This window comes from Wocania arenilitoris, assembly GCF_021728535.1.
GTDB lineage: Bacteria > Bacteroidota > Bacteroidia > Flavobacteriales > Flavobacteriaceae > Wocania_A > Wocania_A arenilitoris.
On sequence record NZ_JAKKDU010000014.1, the window covers coordinates 45617 to 62899 of the forward strand.

Genomic DNA, 17283 nt, shown 5'->3' on the forward strand with positions numbered 1-17283 from the left:
TTAAAAATTTACAATTATGAAAAAATTAATATTCTTATTAGCAGGTTTAATCCTTACAGGATTTACAGCTAATGCAACGGCAACAAACACAACAGAAAACACTATGGCAACTTTTTATGGTGGTTATAGTAATTCTTTCATATTTGTAGAAGATGGTATCGAGTTTTCGGTATTCCGAGATGGACAATTCGATTTTAATATACTAAGAGGTAACTCGCGCTTTGGTGTATCAGTTGGTTCTAGAAATGTGAATTTAAGCTTTAACTCTGGTTTCGATTACAACGCTTACGTACAATATGATGAATTTGGAGCTATAATTCAAATAGAAAATACGCCAATTTTTTACGATTATTACGGACGTGTAAATCAAGTTGGTAATGTCAATATTTATTATAACAATTTTGGTTATATCTCTAGAATTGGTGGTTTATATGTACACTATAACCGTTTTAACCACTACTCGCATTTTACGGGCTTTATAAATATTTATAACAGAGGTTATATTTACAGACCATGGCACAGATTTTACAGTGTACCTGCATACGATTACTGTGTAGTATATAATAGACCTTACAGACAATTTTACAATCCTATCCGTTATACTTATAACAGACCGTTTTATAATAATTACAGACCAAGAACTGCAATTGCTACAAGACGTGGAAATAAAATTTATAGAAATAGAAATTACGCTACGGTTAACAGAAGTGCAAGAAATAAAACGCAAATAAACAGTCGTGCAAATTCTAGGCGAGATATTGCTCAAGCAAATTCTACAAGACGTAACAGCACTTCTAACATAAACAGAAGTTCTAGAAATAGTAATGTAGATGTTGATAGAAGGTCTTCTTCAAGAAGAAATAACTCTTCTACTGCTAATAGAAATACTAGAAATACTAATGAAGGTGCAAGAAGAACAGCAATAAGTCGTAAAAATATAAGTACTAGAAATAGTACGCGTATAAATAACACTAAAAGAACAACAGAAAGCGTTACTAGAACTACAAGACCTAATGTTAAGAGTACTAGAACAGTAACTAGAAAAAACACTTCGGTTACAAGAAAACCAAATAACGCTAATACGCGTATATATAATAGCAGAGATAATAAAACTAGAAATACACAACGTGTTGCTACACGAACTGCTCAAAAACCTAGATCTGTACAACGTTCAGTAACTAGAACGAGTAAACCAAGAACAATTCAAAGAACGGTTACAAGACCTACACAAAGACAGAGTAAACCAAGAGCAACACAAAGTAGAAGTACTTCTAGAAACAATAATACAAGATCGACTTTAAGAAGAAGATCATAACAATTTTGGTTGGTTAGTTGGAAAGCCCCGCGATACGTTTGCCTCAAAGCAAATTCGTGGGGTTTTCTTTTTAGTGAAACTCAATATCTTAAAAATTGTAAAACAATGCATTAAATATTGATAGTTGAATTAATTCTGAACTAGTTTCAGAATCTCTTTATAAATCCAAAATAAAGAATTTTTTGAAACCAACTATCCTCGAGGCAGAGCCATAGAGGTATTTCACTGGTTTCATTTTGACCTTTTTTAGGTCAAAAACCAAAATTCTGTATTTAGATTTCCGTTTTCACGGGAATGACAATCTAGCGCTTCAACACTTTATCAATTAACTCTGTAATATTATCTGAAAACTTAAATAGGTAGATAGCAAGACCATATAAAACGGTAATCAATGCAGATTTTAAAATGATATTTATAATGGGATGAAACGAAAAATCCCAGAAATAAAAAACTAAAACTCCAACTAGAATACACGCTCCTATTTTTAATGTATTGGCACTAAAAGGTAACATTTTAAATTTTCTGTAAACAAAGAAGAGTTTTATAGAATTATATAAAAAGACGGCTAAAAAAGTTGCTAAAGCAGCGCCATTAATACCATAAAGCGGAATAAATAGCATGTTTAGAAAAATCATTACAATAACCAGAATAACCCCAAAAAACAACACCATTCTGTAATAATCGCTATTAAATAAAATAGCATTATTACTGCCTAAAATAGCATCGTACAACTTGGCAACACTAATTATAAAAACTACAAAAAGACCGCCATTAAATTCCTCTGGAATAATGTTATACAACTGGTTAATATTTAACACAATGAGCAAGAAAATAAATCCACTTACTATAAATAGGTTTAAAGAGCTTCGTTTGTATAAGTCTTTTAAATCAACAAAATTATTTTCGTTTAAATATTTAGCCGATAATGGCATTAATATTTGATGCATAGAGCGCATTGGAACTGCTATAACTGCTGAAATAAATATAGCTACATTATAATAGGCAATCTGTTCTATGTCAATATAATGCCCTAACATTACTTTATCAATATCTAAAAGAATGGTTGCAATAGAACCCGCAATAATGATTAAAAAAGAATATTTTAAAATAGATTTTAAGCCAGATACCTTTTTAAAAGTAATAACAGGTAATTTAACGCTAAAAGCGTACAGCTTCATTATCAACATTCGCAATACATAAACTACTACTAATCCAATCATAAACTGCTCTATATCAATTACTTTAAAATAGAGACAAAACAGTAAAGTCATAGTAAAAGCTCTATGAAACACTTCTTTCATAAAATTACCAAATACCGTTTGCATTTGCACTTTGGTCCATGCAAAAAACACTTCAAAATAGGCTAAAGCAATAGCTATAATAATAGTATGCCACAAATAGTTTTTTATAATTGAATTTTTAGTTGATAAAAACTCACCAATCATTTCGTAACTAAAATGGGTAATTACAATCAACGGAAAAATAATTACTAAAGGCAAAAACAACATTAGCGTTAAAAAACTATTTAACGATATCCTAGTTTTAAAAGATGAATAGAATTTAATTAAAGAGTTATGTACACCAAAAGCCATAAGCGGCATAATAACATAGGCTAAAGACAGCATATACCCTACCATACCGTAATACTCGTCGCTTAAAAATTCGGTATACAGGAATAATGTGTTTATCGCACCAATTAAAAACCCTAAATAAGTGGATACTATGTTTTTAAATGATTGTGATGCAACAATGCCCATTTGTTTTAAATTTCAATAAATCAACTTTAAAATTCCAAAAATAATATTAATCAAAATTCAAATAATTGGAATTTGGAGCTTTAATTTTTTTGTTTTTTAATTAACTCAGCTAATGCCTGTGTTAATTTTTTTCTGCTATATTTTTGTAAGCCAATGGCATGCGATTGCAATGTGCCATTTTTAAATGCTTTATAGTGTGTTAATATAGTGGTTTTTAACGATTCGTAGTCGTTATAATAAAAGTAGTTTCCTGTGTTCGTTTCTTTGATGATTATTTCAATATCTGAACCTTTTGGGCCTATTGCTACAATTGGTCTGTTTGAAACCATGTATTCAAATAATTTACCAGGAATAATGCATTTGGTATCTTCTGAATCAATTTCAATTAACAATAGTAATTGTGATTTTTTTTGATACTTAATAGATTCTTTATGTGAAAGATAACCTACATTATTTATATAATTACTTAACATATAATTTTTAACAGAATTAAGCACGTCCTCACTTACAATTCCTACTAAATTTAGTTGAAAATCTTTAGCAAAATCTTTATCAGCTTTAATTAAATCACTTAAAACTTGCCATAACACTTTAGGGTTTCTTTTTGATAATAAAGACCCTATATGCGCTATTGAAAACTTGGAATCTAATATTATTTTTTCAACAAGTTCATTATCGTATCCGTTTGTGATGACTTCGATAGGTTTTGCTGTGAGGTTTTCAAACTCCTTTTTTGTTACTAAGCTTGTTACAATAATTTGGTCGGCTGTATTTATAACCTGTTTTTCAAGTGCTTTGTGTTTTTGCTGAGATTTTTTGGTTAGCTTTAATTGTTTATGATATCCAATAGTCGTCCACGGATCTCTAAAGTCTGCCAACCACTTCACTCCTAGCTTTTCTTTTAAATTTAAACCAATAAGATGTAAGCTATGAGGAGGCCCTGTAGTTATAACAGTATCTATATTATTTTCAGAAATATATTTTGAAAGGTAAATAACGGAAGGTTTTACCCAATTTTTTCTAGCATCAGGAATAAAAAAGTTACCTCGAATGTAAAGCATCACTTTTTCAATAAAACTCTGCTTACTATTTTCTAAAATAACGCCTTTACTTATCGTTTTAGATGATTTTTTTGAAAATAGACTAGCTAATTTATAAGGTTCTTTTATGGGGTGTTTTATAATAGTTAATTCGTCCGAAACTTCATCAATTAAACTCTCATCAATTAAAGGGTAATTGGGGTTTTCAGGAATGTAAACAATGGGCTCAATATTAAATTCAGGCAAATATTTAACAAATTTCAGCCAGCGTTGTACCCCAGGGCCCCCAGCAGGTGGCCAATAATAGGTTATGATGAGTGCTTTTTTACGCACTTTCTTTTCTTTTTTTCTTAAACTCGTAAAATAATCCGGTTAATAGCAATAACCAAAAAAAGATTGAACTTGTTAGCGCAATACTACTTCCTGTTTTTACAACCTCAGGGTCAAACTTAAACTCGATAATATGTTTACCAGCAGGTATTTCCATTCCACGGAGTATATAGTTTACACGCACATGTGTTGATTCTTCAGCATCTATAAACGTCTTCCACCCATTACCATAATATACTTCAGAAAACACAGCAAATCCATCGTTAGTATTATTTGATTGGTATTTCAAATAGTTAGGTTGATGCTCCACTAATTTAATTGAAGCTAAAGAATCAACAACATAGCTCTTTTTAGGTATATTAAACTGCTCAATGTCTTTTGGTTTTACATAAACCGCTATGTTTTTATTATCTAAAGAATCTAAACGTTTTATTTCTTGATTTGCTGAATCAACTTTCTCTAAAGATTTAACAAACCACGCATTTCCATTAGCATCTTCATTAGTGTAAGTAAACATGCCCCCTTTTTCATCCTGAGCTATAATATATTTGGTATTTAACATATTAAGCACATTAATATTGTTTTTGGCAATATACCAATCAAAAACCTCTCTGTAACGTTTTAATTCTGCTGCATTATAACCATTTAAGGAATTATGATAATATGAAGGTTTTGATGGACCCGAAACCAAATCGAATACTCTAAAGTGTGTGGTATCTTTCAATATTTCTTTATCAGCTTCATTCATTTGAAAAGGCTGATTTACTTGTATTGCAGAAACAAAATCATCATTATTTACATAACGCTTATTTACACCAACTAAATCAAAAAGAATAAGTGCTGCAAAAATCGCAATCACCCATTTTTCTTTTAGTTTTTCTTTTAAAAACGCCCAAATTATCCCTGCAGAAAGTAATACTAGAATTAATGAACGAATCGTATCTTGAGTAAAAATAGCTTTTCTATCGGCTTTGATGGCATCAATAAAAGCTTGTCCGTAATTCTGACGATAAAACCCATCATTAACACCAGCAAAATCAAATGATGATTTAAATAACAAAAACAAAATAGCTATACCACCTGTAATTCCTAAAGTAATTTTTAAAGCTTTTAATTTTTCTTCTTTCTTTTCAAAATCATTAAACAGCCTTACGAGTCCGAAAATTGCTAAAACAGGTATGCATAACTCTAAAATAACCTGTATAGAAGTTACAGCTCTAAACTTGTTGTAAAACGGTACATAGTCGATAAAAAAATTAGTTATTGGATTACTATCTGGTGCTGGATCTGTGACAAAAAACCAGTTTTTACCGAAAGACAAGACTAAAGACATTATAACACCTGCAACTAACCACCATTTTAAGCGTCCTTTTACTAGAAATAATGCCAATACAAACAAAAACAGAACGACTGCCCCAACATAAGCAGGCGCTTCTACAATAGGCTGGTCGCCCCAATACATAGGCGCACGTTTCGATTCCTGTAAAGCTTGACTTGGAGATGCTCCTAATTTTCTGTAAGCTTCAAACATTGCGGAATCTTTACCAACATTCTCTCCATTTCCACCGCCCATAAACCTTGGTATATAAAGATTAAAGGTTTCTAAAATACCGTAACTAAACTGTGTAATATAATCTCTATCTAAACCAGATGTTACTTCTTTTGTAGATCCGTCAGGATTAATAGTTAACTCGCTTTTACCGCGTGTACTTTCTTTTACGTATTCTTTGGTAGCTAAAATTCCAGTAGCATTTAAAGCTAAGGCAAGAAAAACAGCAGCAAATAAAATACCTACCGATTTAAAATAATGTGGCAATATTTTTTTCTTGTAAGCATCAATTAAATAAACTACCCCTAAAACAATAACCAATAGCATTAAATAATAGGTCATTTGGAAATGATTTGCGGCAATTTCTAAACCCATCGCAACGACAGTAAGCAAAAACCCTGCAATATATTTTCGTTGAAACGTTAACAAAATACCACTTAAAACCAAAGGCATATAAGCAATGGCATGCGCTTTACTGTTATGCCCAACACCAAGAATAATGATTAAATATGTAGAAAACCCAAAAGCAATCGCACCAAGTGCTGCGAGTTTAAAATCGACTTTTAAAACCAATAACAGCACATAAAAACTTAGTAAATATAAAAAAAGATAATCTGCTGGTCGTGGCAAAAACCGTATCATTAAATCTAATTTTTTAATATAATTATGTGGGTACTTAGCACCTAATTGATAGGTTGGCATACCACTAAAAGCACTATTAGTCCAATACGTTTCTTCTCCTGTTTTAACACGAAAATCTTTTTGCTGCTTACTCATGCCAATATATTGCACGATATCGCTTTGTAAAATTTGCTTACCTTTTAAAACAGGACTAAAATATGCCAGTGATAGTACTACAAAGCCAACTAAAACCAGTAAATGTGGAAGTATTTTTTTTAATGAAAATTGCATGAATATGTATTAAAAACAATGAGTGTGAAATTAACTATTATTTTTGATAAATGCTTAACCTAAAACAAGTAAAAATTATTCAACTTCTTCAAAATCTACATAATCACCAACATCATTATTAGATGTTTTAGTATTTGGTATTTTATCAATGGTAACTTCACCTTCTCGTTTTGGCTTTTCTTGCTGTGGTTTTCTTTGAAATTGCCCAAATTGATCTCCAAAACGTTGTTCTGCTTTTTTAGCAACATATTTAACTAAAAATGGCGCAAATAGTCGTGATAATATTTTAACACCAAAATATATCAGCATTATAATTAGTAATGTTTTCACTAACCCTACAACAGATGCATACTGTAACATAAAAAAATATTTTAAACAAAAATACAATTCTAAACACTTAAAAAACGTTCAAAAATGATAAAAAAAGTATAAAATATCTATATTTGAGCATCCTGTAAATATAATTAGCAAAAGTATTACGCAACAGTAAAGTATGGATATACTCTAAAACCTTCATTATGAACCCAATCAAATCTACCTTAATTTTATTGCTAAGCTTAGTTACCACTCAAGCTTTTAGTCAATATACCGATGTTATTAATTCAAACCGCCCTGGAGTTTCTAGAAGTGCATTTTCAGTAGGAACAAACGTGGCTCAATTTGAAGTTGGCCCTTATATCTTAAAAGAAAAAAGAACACCAGCCACTGCCTTTGAAGTTTCTGGTTTTGGAGTAGATTTTGCTGCACGTTATGGTTTACTTTGGGAAGAATTAGAATTAAATATTGAAGGTACATACCAAAACGATACTAAAACATACACTTCTAATTTTGCAGCTGAAGATTCTCGTTCAAATTTTAAATTTGTAAGTGTTGGTGCAAAATATTTAGTTTATGACCCTTATAAAAATGCCGAGGAAGAAAAGCCAAATTTGTACAGTTGGAAAGCAAATCACCGCTTTAAATGGAAATCGCTAATTCCTGCTATCTCAGTTTATTTAGGCGCAAATTACGATACCCAATCCAACCCATATACAGCACCTGGAATTGAAGGTTTTAGCCCTAAAGTTATGATTGCTACTCAAAATAATTTTGCTGGTGGTTGGGTTTTTGTAATGAATTTAATAAAAGACAGAATTGGCACAGATCAATCCGATTTTCAATACATCCTAACTTTAACACACTCCTTTAATCCAAAATGGGTGATATTTGGTGAAACCCAAGGTATTAAAAGTGATTTTTATGCCGATAATTTGTTTAGATTTGGAGGCGCTTATTTATGGGGAAAAGATTTTCAGCTAGATACAGCACTTACATTTAACACCAAAGACACCCCTTCGGTTTTTAGTGTAAATTTTGGCGCGTCATATAGATTAGATTTTCATAAAGACAAAGAAATAGATAATGGCAACACAGCTAAAGAAGAATCCACTAGAAGATCTAGATCAAAAAAGAAAAGAGAAAATAAGGACATTGACACCAAAGAATTAAAGAAGAAACAAAAAAGAAAAGATACCGATTTTGATAATTAACACCTCGAATCGATTATTTATTATATGATTGAACTTAAAGAAGTAACCACCAAAAAGGAACTAAAGACCTTTGTGAAGTTTCCATTTAAACTCTACAAAGATTCTAAATATTGGGTACCACCTATCATTTCTGAAGAAGTAAAAGCTTTAGATAAAAATGTAAATCCTGCCTTTAAAGATGCAGATGCGCGTTTTTTTTTAGCTTATAAAAACAATGAAATTGTTGGAAGAATTGCATGTATTATTAATTGGATTGAAGTCAATCAGCAAAAACAGAAAAAAATGCGTTTTGGCTGGTTTGATGTTATTGATGATGTTAATGTGACTGAAGCCTTATTGGAAATGGCAGCCGAAATAGGAAAGGCTAATAATTTAGATTTTATTGAGGGTCCTGTTGGGTTTTCTAATTTAGATAAAGTTGGTGTGTTAACGCATGGTTTCGATCAAATTGGTAGCATGATTACATGGCATAATCACCCTTATTATGCTGCACATTTTGAAAAACTGGGTTATGCTGTCGCTAAAACTTACTCAGAGAATAAGATGGAATTTAAAAATATTCTTCCAGAATATTTTTCTAAAATTCAAGATTTAATTAAGAGGCGTTATAAACTAAAAGCACTTAATTTCACAAAGAATAAAGATATTATGCCTTATACAGATGAAATGTTTGAGGTGTTTTCAAAATCGCATGCTACCCTTTCTTCCTTTGTAGAAATAAATGATGAACAGAAAGCATATTTCAAGAAGAAATTTATTGGATTTTTAAACCCTGAGTATGTAAAATTTGTACTAGATAAAGATGACAAGCTAATTGGTTTTGGAATTGTAACACCATCGTATGCTGAGGCTTTACAAAAAATGAAAGGCAAACTATTCCCTTTTGGCATTAAGCATTTATTACATGCAAAGAAACATGCTAAAACCGTAACTTTTTATTTGATTGGCGTTTTACCAGAATACCAAAACAAAGGGATTACAGCTATTATATTTAATGAGTTTCATAAAACATTTACAGAAAAAGGTATTGAAATGTGTATTAGAGGACCTGAACTTGATGATAATGAGGCCATCCATAAACTCTGGAAAAACTTTAAACCAGTCACTCACAAAAGGCGTTGTACTTTTAGAAAAGATATTTAAAAAAGATAAAAGACCGCTACGCTTTTAGACACAAGAATCTAGACTACTTTATTATAAAACAAAAATCCGATTTATTTTGATAAATCGGATTTTTTAATTAAATATTTTTATAAAGCAACTACTCACCCATCGCAGCTAACACCGCAGCCGATAAACGTTTGTATGTTCCGTTTTCTAATCTATCTCTAATAGCATCAAAAGCATCTAAAGTTTCTTCAACATCTTTTAAAGTATGTGTTGCAGTAGGAATCATACGTAATAAAATTAATCCTTTAGGTATCACTGGATAAACCACTATAGAACAGAATATTCCGTAATTTTCGCGCAAGTCTCTAACAAGCGCCATAGCTTCAGGAATACTTCCTTTTAGATACACAGGTGTAACACAACTTTGTGTTGTTCCAATATCAAAACCACGGGCTTTTAATCCAGATTGTAAAGCATCAACAATAGTCCATAAGTTTTGTTTTAGCTCTGGCATTGTACGCAACATATCTAAACGCTTTAATGCGCCAACAACAAGTTGCATTTGTAGAGATTTAGCAAACATTTGAGAACGAAGATTATATTTTAAATAATCTATAATTTCTTGATCGGCTGCAATAAAAGCACCTGTACTAGCCATAGATTTAGCAAATGTTGCAAAATATACATCAATATCATCTTGCACACCTTGCTCTTCTCCTGCCCCTGCTCCTGTAGCTCCTAGTGTTCCGAAACCGTGTGCATCATCAACAAAAAGTCTGAAATTAAATTTCTTTTTAAGAGCTACAATTTCTTTTAAACGACCTTGTTCTCCTCGCATTCCAAACACGCCTTCAGAAATAACTAAAATACCACCTCCGGTTTGTTCTGCCATTTTTGTAGCGCGCTCTAAGTTTTTTTCTAAGCTTTCAACATCGTTATGTTTGTAGGTAAAACGCTTTCCGTGGTGCAATCTTACACCATCAATAATACAGGCGTGCGCATCAACATCATATACAATAATATCGTTTTTAGAAACCAAAGCATCAATTGTAGACACCATGCCTTGATACCCGAAATTTAAAAGATAGGCAGCTTCTTTTTTTACAAATGCTGCTAATTCGTTTTGTAATTTTTCGTGTAAATCGGTATGACCAGACATCATTCTGGCCCCCATTGGATAAGCCGAACCGTATTGAGCAGCAGCCTCAGCATCTACTTTACGTACTTCAGGGTGGTTTGCTAAACCTAAATAATCATTAATACTCCATGTGATGACATCTTTTCCTTGAAACTTCATACGATTAGAAATCTCTCCTTCTAATTTTGGAAATACAAAATACCCTTCAGCTTGAGAAGCCCATTTGCCTAATGGCCCCTTATCCTTATATATCTTTTCGAATAAATCCTTCATCTAATAAAAATCTTAATGCTATTAATTTTTTAGTTTAGTTGACGCAAAATTAAATATTTATATTGTTTGTACATAATTTTTAAGGTTCAATTATTTGCAAAGCAAAAAAAGAGCCTTATTTAGAAAAAAATAAGACTCTTTATAAATATCTTTTAAATGATTTATTTTATATACTGAATAGTTTTAGCAGCAGCTTCATTAATGCTATCAAAAAAGCCTTGATCGTTCATCCATTTATCACTATAAATCTTACTCATGTAACGCGATCCGTGATCTGGAAATATAATTACAATATTATCTTTTTTACTAAACTCGCCAGCTTCTTCTAATTGTATTACTGCTTGCATGGCCGCTCCAGATGTATATCCTACAAATAAACCTTCGGTTTTTGCAATTAATCTAGCTGTGTGTGCGCTTTCTTCATCTGTAACTTTTACAAACTTATCAATAGCATCAAAATCTGTAGCAGTAGGTATTAAATTTTTACCTAAACCTTCAATTCTGTATGGATAAATTTCTTTTTCGTCAAACTCTCTAGTTTCGTGATATTTTTTAATAACCGACCCAAAAGCATCTACACCAATTACTTTAATGTTTGGATTTTGTTCTTTTAAATATTTAGCAGTTCCAGAAATAGTTCCTCCCGTTCCACTACATGCTATTAAATGGGTAATTTTACCTTCAGTTTGATTCCAGATTTCTGGACCTGTATATTGATAATGTGCATCAATATTTAAATCATTAAAATACTGATTAATATATACTGAACCTTTAATTTCTTCATGCAAACGTTTTGCAACTTGGTAGTATGATCTAGAATCGTCTGCACTAACATGCGCTGGACAAACATAAACCTTAGCTCCCATGGTTTTAAGCATATCAATTTTATCAGCAGATGATTTTGAGCTTACAGCTAAAACACACTCGTACCCTTTAATAATACTAACCATAGCAATACTAAAACCTGTATTACCAGAAGTTGTTTCAATAATAGTGTCTCCTGGATTAAGGATGCCTTTTCTTTCTGCTTCTTCTATAATATGTAACGCTATTCTATCTTTTGAAGAATGACCTGGGTTAAAGGCTTCTACTTTAGCGAAAAAATTGCCTTTAAATTTTGAAGTTATTTTATTAAGTCTAATAAGCGGTGTATTGCCTACTAAGTCTAATACATTATCAAAAACCTGATTGTTGTGTTTCATAAATGCTTTTTATAAGCTACAGTAATATTACTAAAAATATTTGTAACTTAAAACTGGGCAAAAATAAGTAATTTTTTTATCATGCAATAATTCCTTCTAAATCTAATATAAAAGCATACTCTAAAGCGACTTCTTTTAAACTTTCAAACCGCCCAGATGCGCCACCATGCCCTGAATCCATATCTATATACAACAATAATTTATTATTGTCAGTTTTTAATTCTCGTAATTTCGCCACCCATTTTGCTGGTTCCCAATACTGTACTTGAGAATCGTGTAAACCTGTAGTAACCAACATATTTGGGTATGCCTTTGATTCAACATTGTCATAGGGTGAATACGATTTTATGTAATTATAATATTCTTCTTTATTAGGATTTCCCCATTCGTCATATTCTCCTGTGGTTAGCGGAATAGTATCATCAAGCATAGTGGTTACAACATCTACAAACGGAACTGCAGCCAGAATTCCATGATATAACTCTGGGTTTATATTAATAATAGCTCCCATTAATAAACCACCTGCTGATCCGCCATAGGCATATAAATGCTGTGGTGACGTATATTTTTTTTCAATTAAATATTTAGAGCAGTCAATAAAATCTGTAAACGTGTTTTTTTTGGTTAAAAGCTTTCCGTTTTCGTACCAATCTCGCCCTAAATATTCACCCCCACGAATGTGTGCAATAGCATAAACAAAACCTCTATCTAACAAACTTAATCTGATGGTTGAAAAAGATGGATCGATAGTAGAGCCATAAGAGCCATAGGCATATTGCAACAATGGATTTTTTCCATTTAGCGAAATACCTTTTTTATAAACTAAGGATATTGGAATCTTTACACCATCTCTGGCAGTTGCCCAAATACGTTTAGACTGGTAGTTCGCTTTATTAAATTTACCACCTAAAACAACTTGTTCTTTTTTTATTTCGCTTTGCTTAGTTTGTAAATTGTAATCAATAACAGCATTAGGAGATGTTAAAGAACTGTAACCATAACGCAAGATGCAACTGTTAAAATCTGGGTTATTACCAATAAAAGTAGTGTAAGTTTCAGAATTAAACGGCAAATAGTAATCTTCTGTTTTGTCCCATTTTATTATGCGTAGCCTATTCAATCCGTTTTCGCGTTCGTTTACTACCAAATAATCTTTAAAAATCTCAATATCTTCTAGTAGAACATCTTTTCTGTGTGGTATAACATCTATCCAATTTTCTTTTTCAGTTGAAGTCTCTTTGGTTTTTAATAGTTTAAAATTAGTGGCTTTATTAGCGTTTGAAATAATATAAAAGCTATCATTATAATGTGCAATACTATACTCTAAATCTGGTATTCTTTTTTGAAATATTTTAAACTCACCATTAGGTGTATTGGCATTTAAAATTCGGTATTCTGAACTCAACGTACTTGAACAGCCAATAATAATATACTTTTTAGACTTTGATTTGTAAACAAAGGTGTTAAACGTTTCATCAGTTTCATGATAAACCTCAATATCTTCTGTAGTATCAGTATGTAGTTTGTGCTTAAGAATTTTATGAGAACGCAATGTAACCTCATCTTTCATAGCATAAAATAAGGTTTTATTATTGTTTGCCCAAGTAACGCTTCCGGTAGTATTTAAAACTTTATCGGAGTAAATTTCACCTGTTTCTAAGTTTTTAATTTGAATAGTGTATTGTCTTCTACTTACTGTATCGGTTGAAAATGCTGCCAATTTATTATCTGGACTAATAGCAATGCTTCCTAAATTAAAGTAAGCAAAATCTTTAGCCATTTTGTTACAGTCGAACAAAATTTCTTCGACAGCATCTAAACTTTCCTTTTTCCTTGAATAAATGGGGTAATCATTTCCTTTTTCAAAACGGGTTAAATACCAATATCCGTTTTGTTTATAAGGTACGCTCGTATCGTCTTCTTTAATGCGTCCTTTCATTTCTTCAAACAAATTCTTTTGAAACTCTTCTGTATGCTGCATGACATGCTTTGTATAGGCATTTTCAGCATTCAAATAGTCTATTACTTCTGGGTTTTCTTTATCATTTAACCAATAATAATTATCAATTCGAGTATCGTTATGAATTTGTAATGATTTTGGTATCTTTTTAGCTCTTGGAGCTTTTATATCTGATTTCAATTGAAGATGTATTTATTCTTAAATTAAGGCTTCAAAAGTACATGATTTTTTTCATTTAGAAATTGACAAAAAACTAAATGAAAAAATTTTTGAACTAACATAGTGGTTGCTAATGTGAAATTAAATTTTGTTCTTTTTTAATACAAAATTAAATTTTACAGAAGAGAAATAGAAAAATTAAATAGCTTTGTAACCTAATTAATAAACTTAAAATTATGTTTGGAGATATGATGGGTATGATGGAAAAACTTAAAGAAACCCAGCAAAAAGTTGAAGCCACTAAAAAACGTTTAGATACCGTTTTAATTGACGAAAAAAGTAACGACGAATTGTTAAGCATAACATTAACGGCAAACCGAACTATAAAATCTATTGAGATTGCAGATGAATTGCTTGAAGATAAAGAGCAACTTGAGGATTACCTTATTTTAACTTTAAATAAAGCTATTGAAAAAGCTACAAACGTAAACGAAGCAGAATTAGCTGCCGTTGCTAAAGAAGGTATGCCTAATATTCCTGGGATGGATATGTTTAAATAGGTTTTAGGCAAACAATATATTTTATAATCACAACCAATCTAATTCTAAATAATCTTCTAAATTCTTTAGTTAATTAGGCACCATTTAAAAGCGCTTTGTAACTGCATTACTAAATTATATGTTTATTTTTTGAACTATATTAAGCAAATTGTTATGCATATCATCTGTATAATCTAAATGCGTAACCATTCTTAATTTGCCACCACCCATTCCTATAATTTTGATGTTTTTGTTAGCTAGTTTCTGCATAAAATTAATTTCATCAACATCTTGATTCAATTCAAAAATAACAATATTAGTTTCAATAGGTTCAACGGTTTTTACCATTGATAATTTGCTTAAAATCTCGCCTATTTCTTTGGCTTTTTTATGGTCTTCTTTTAGTCTTTCAATATTATTATCTAAAGCATAAAGTCCTGCTGCAGCTAAATAACCTACTTGCCGCATACCGCCACCAAATATTTTTCTAATTCTAATGGCATTACTCATAATAGTTTCATCACCAATTAAAACCGACCCGATTGGGCAGCCTAAACCTTTACTTAAACATACCGAAATAGTATCGAATACTTCGCCATATTGTTTTGGTGTTTCTTTTTTTGCTACTAAAGCATGCCATAAGCGCGCACCATCTAAATGAAATCCTAGTTTGTGCTCATCACAAACTTCTCTGATTTTTTTAATCTCATTAAAGTCCCAACATGCGCCGCCACCTTTATTGGTTGTGTTTTCTATTTCTACTAAAGAGGTTAACGGACTATGATAAAAATCTGGTGGATTTATAGCTTTTAAAACTTGATCTGCTGTAAACATGCCGCCATTGCCATCTATTAATTTGCAAGACACACCGCTATTAAATGATGCGCCTCCACCTTCGTAATTATAAATATGAGCATATTTATCGCAAATAACTTGATCTCCTGGATTAGTGTGTAGTTTTATTGCGGCTTGATTTGCCATACTACCTGTTGGGAAAAATAATGCTTTTTCTTTTTCAAACATTGTGGCAATGCGCTCTTCTAAAACATTAACTGTCGGGTCTTCTTTATATACATCGTCACCAACTTGAGCTTGCATCATGGCATCTAACATGCCTTTTGATGGTTTTGTTACGGTGTCGCTTCTTAGGTCTATTGTCATTTTTTGCATTTCATCTTTAATAATATGAATTTAAACTATTTAGCGAATAAAAAAACACACTTAACTAGTTTTTTTTAAAAGCCTATAAATTACAAGTATTTTCGTGTTAAATAGATATTAATCTAAAATATACAAATTATGAAAAAAAACATTTCAATTTTATTGGGGGTGTGTCTTCTTTTTGTGTCTTGCCAGACCGAAAAATTGGATACAACAGAAAATGCTGTATTAGAAAGCACAAGTGTTAGCTCAAATAAAAATGAAGCTAAAAAGCTAAAAGAGCCTAAAGTTATAAAAGAATGTAAAGTAATAGATTTAGATCGTTGTGATTTAAATCTAACTTCAAATTTTTGGTGGCCTAACCAGCCAACTGCTTGGACGAATGGACTATTCACTTCATCTGATGCTCATCAAATGTCTTTCTTAGAGTATGACAATGGCACAGCTAACATAAAAGGTTCTGCAGTTATGGGAACTTGTGTCATTGAAGTAGATGTTTGGTTAACAGATAAAAAGGATTGGACTACTTTCAGTGCTGATGGAGGTGATTTTAAGGATGAAGAAAATGATTGTACCAATGTGGTAAAAGAAGATTTACATTATTATGTAATTGACTCATCAAAAAGTACTATTACTGCAACTGGAGGCGATTGTTTAGAAGAAGGCACGTTTGGGGTAGAACAAAGACCAGATCCAAATGATGATACAACGCCGCATCTAGGAGTTATTGTTGGTCCTGGAGCAGGTTTATTTGATGATTCAGATCCGCTTGCTTATGGCCTAAGCACATGGGGTTGGTTGCTTAATGATGCTGGTGAACGTTCATGGATATTCGATTTTAATTTCAATCTTGAGTGTGAAGATGAATGTGATACTGCTTTTGCTAAAGGAAACACAGATGCTGGCGAAGGTGATGATTCTACATGCTTTTTAGAAGATGGATTTAATAGATGGGGCTGGACAATAGGTCCTCTTTCTGAAGGCGAATACACCTATGATGTATACGCTGGCGCTGGCCAATGCGATACTGACAAAGGAGAATTGGTAGGTACAGCCACTGTTAAATATGATAGTGGAGATGTTACGGTAACTTATGATATAGATGAAGATTATACTGTAAGTGAAACACATACATATGCTGGAAACGATCCTTATCCGACTAAAAATGGATCAGATACAGTAGCTCCTGGTCAATATACTATAACGCCAAATTTATCAGGTGATATATATGTAATTGCTCACGCAGTAGTATGTGAAAAATAATAACTTAGTAAATTACTATTAAAAAAGCCAGAGAAGTTTTCTCTGG

General features: G+C 31.7%; 13 protein-coding genes. 5 read left to right on the top strand and 8 right to left on the bottom strand.

Going from position 1 to position 17283, the window contains the following annotated elements; translation table 11 throughout:
- Positions 1-16 precede the first annotated feature (16 nt).
- Positions 17-1315, top strand: coding sequence for a hypothetical protein (locus L3X37_RS11895; RefSeq protein ID WP_237240398.1), 1299 nt, complete (start codon positions 17-19; stop codon positions 1313-1315).
- 302 nt (positions 1316-1617) lie between these two features.
- On the opposite strand, the gene L3X37_RS11900 is transcribed toward L3X37_RS11895, so the two are convergent.
- From L3X37_RS11900 to L3X37_RS11915, 4 genes are all read right to left on the bottom strand, one after another.
- Entirely contained in the window at positions 1618-3072 is a 1455-nt protein-coding gene (locus L3X37_RS11900) for an oligosaccharide flippase family protein (protein WP_237240399.1), read from the bottom strand.
- Positions 3073-3152: 80 nt separating this feature from the next.
- On the bottom strand, positions 3153-4445 hold the full coding sequence (locus L3X37_RS11905) for a glycosyltransferase (RefSeq protein ID WP_237240400.1): 1293 nt from the start codon (positions 4443-4445) through the stop codon (positions 3153-3155).
- Complete coding sequence (locus L3X37_RS11910) at positions 4438-6903, bottom strand: hypothetical protein (protein ID WP_237240401.1); 2466 nt, start codon at positions 6901-6903, stop codon at positions 4438-4440. Before L3X37_RS11910 ends, L3X37_RS11905 begins: the two co-directional genes overlap by 8 nt.
- 75 nt (positions 6904-6978) lie before the next feature.
- The gene (locus L3X37_RS11915) at positions 6979-7263 is read right to left on the bottom strand and encodes a DUF4834 family protein (RefSeq protein ID WP_237240402.1); all 285 of its coding nucleotides are present in this window, start codon (positions 7261-7263) and stop codon (positions 6979-6981) included.
- A gap of 158 nt (positions 7264-7421) precedes the next feature.
- Here L3X37_RS11915 and L3X37_RS11920 point away from each other — a divergent pair, with 158 nt between their 5' ends.
- Both L3X37_RS11920 and L3X37_RS11925 read left to right on the top strand, forming a co-directional pair.
- On the top strand, positions 7422-8432 hold the full coding sequence (locus L3X37_RS11920) for a transporter (RefSeq protein WP_237240403.1): 1011 nt from the start codon (positions 7422-7424) through the stop codon (positions 8430-8432).
- A 24-nt stretch (positions 8433-8456) separates the two neighbouring features.
- Positions 8457-9575: a GNAT family N-acetyltransferase gene (locus L3X37_RS11925; protein WP_237240404.1), complete on the top strand. Its 1119-nt coding sequence runs from the start codon at positions 8457-8459 to the stop codon at positions 9573-9575.
- Positions 9576-9693: 118 nt separating this feature from the next.
- Here the strand turns inward: L3X37_RS11925 and capB are convergent, their stop codons facing one another.
- From capB to L3X37_RS11940, 3 genes are all read right to left on the bottom strand, one after another.
- Positions 9694-10953: a cysteate-C-fatty acyltransferase gene (gene capB / locus L3X37_RS11930; protein WP_237240405.1), complete on the bottom strand. Its 1260-nt coding sequence runs from the start codon at positions 10951-10953 to the stop codon at positions 9694-9696.
- Positions 10954-11114: 161 nt separating this feature from the next.
- On the bottom strand, positions 11115-12155 hold the full coding sequence (gene capA, locus L3X37_RS11935; RefSeq protein WP_237240406.1) for a cysteate synthase: 1041 nt from the start codon (positions 12153-12155) through the stop codon (positions 11115-11117).
- 79 nt (positions 12156-12234) lie between these two features.
- Positions 12235-14295, bottom strand: a complete 2061-nt coding sequence (locus tag L3X37_RS11940) for a S9 family peptidase (RefSeq protein ID WP_237240407.1) — start codon at positions 14293-14295, stop codon at positions 12235-12237.
- A gap of 215 nt (positions 14296-14510) precedes the next feature.
- Between L3X37_RS11940 and L3X37_RS11945 the strand changes: the two genes are divergently transcribed.
- A complete protein-coding gene (locus tag L3X37_RS11945; protein ID WP_237240408.1) occupies positions 14511-14834 on the top strand; it encodes a YbaB/EbfC family nucleoid-associated protein in 324 nt (107 codons plus the stop codon).
- A 114-nt stretch (positions 14835-14948) separates the two neighbouring features.
- Here L3X37_RS11945 and L3X37_RS11950 read toward each other — a convergent pair whose 3' ends face one another.
- A complete protein-coding gene (locus L3X37_RS11950; RefSeq protein WP_237240409.1) occupies positions 14949-15974 on the bottom strand; it encodes a threonine aldolase family protein in 1026 nt (341 codons plus the stop codon).
- 138 nt (positions 15975-16112) lie between these two features.
- Here L3X37_RS11950 and L3X37_RS11955 point away from each other — a divergent pair, with 138 nt between their 5' ends.
- Complete coding sequence (locus tag L3X37_RS11955; RefSeq protein ID WP_237240410.1) at positions 16113-17237, top strand: hypothetical protein; 1125 nt, start codon at positions 16113-16115, stop codon at positions 17235-17237.
- Positions 17238-17283 lie beyond the last annotated feature (46 nt).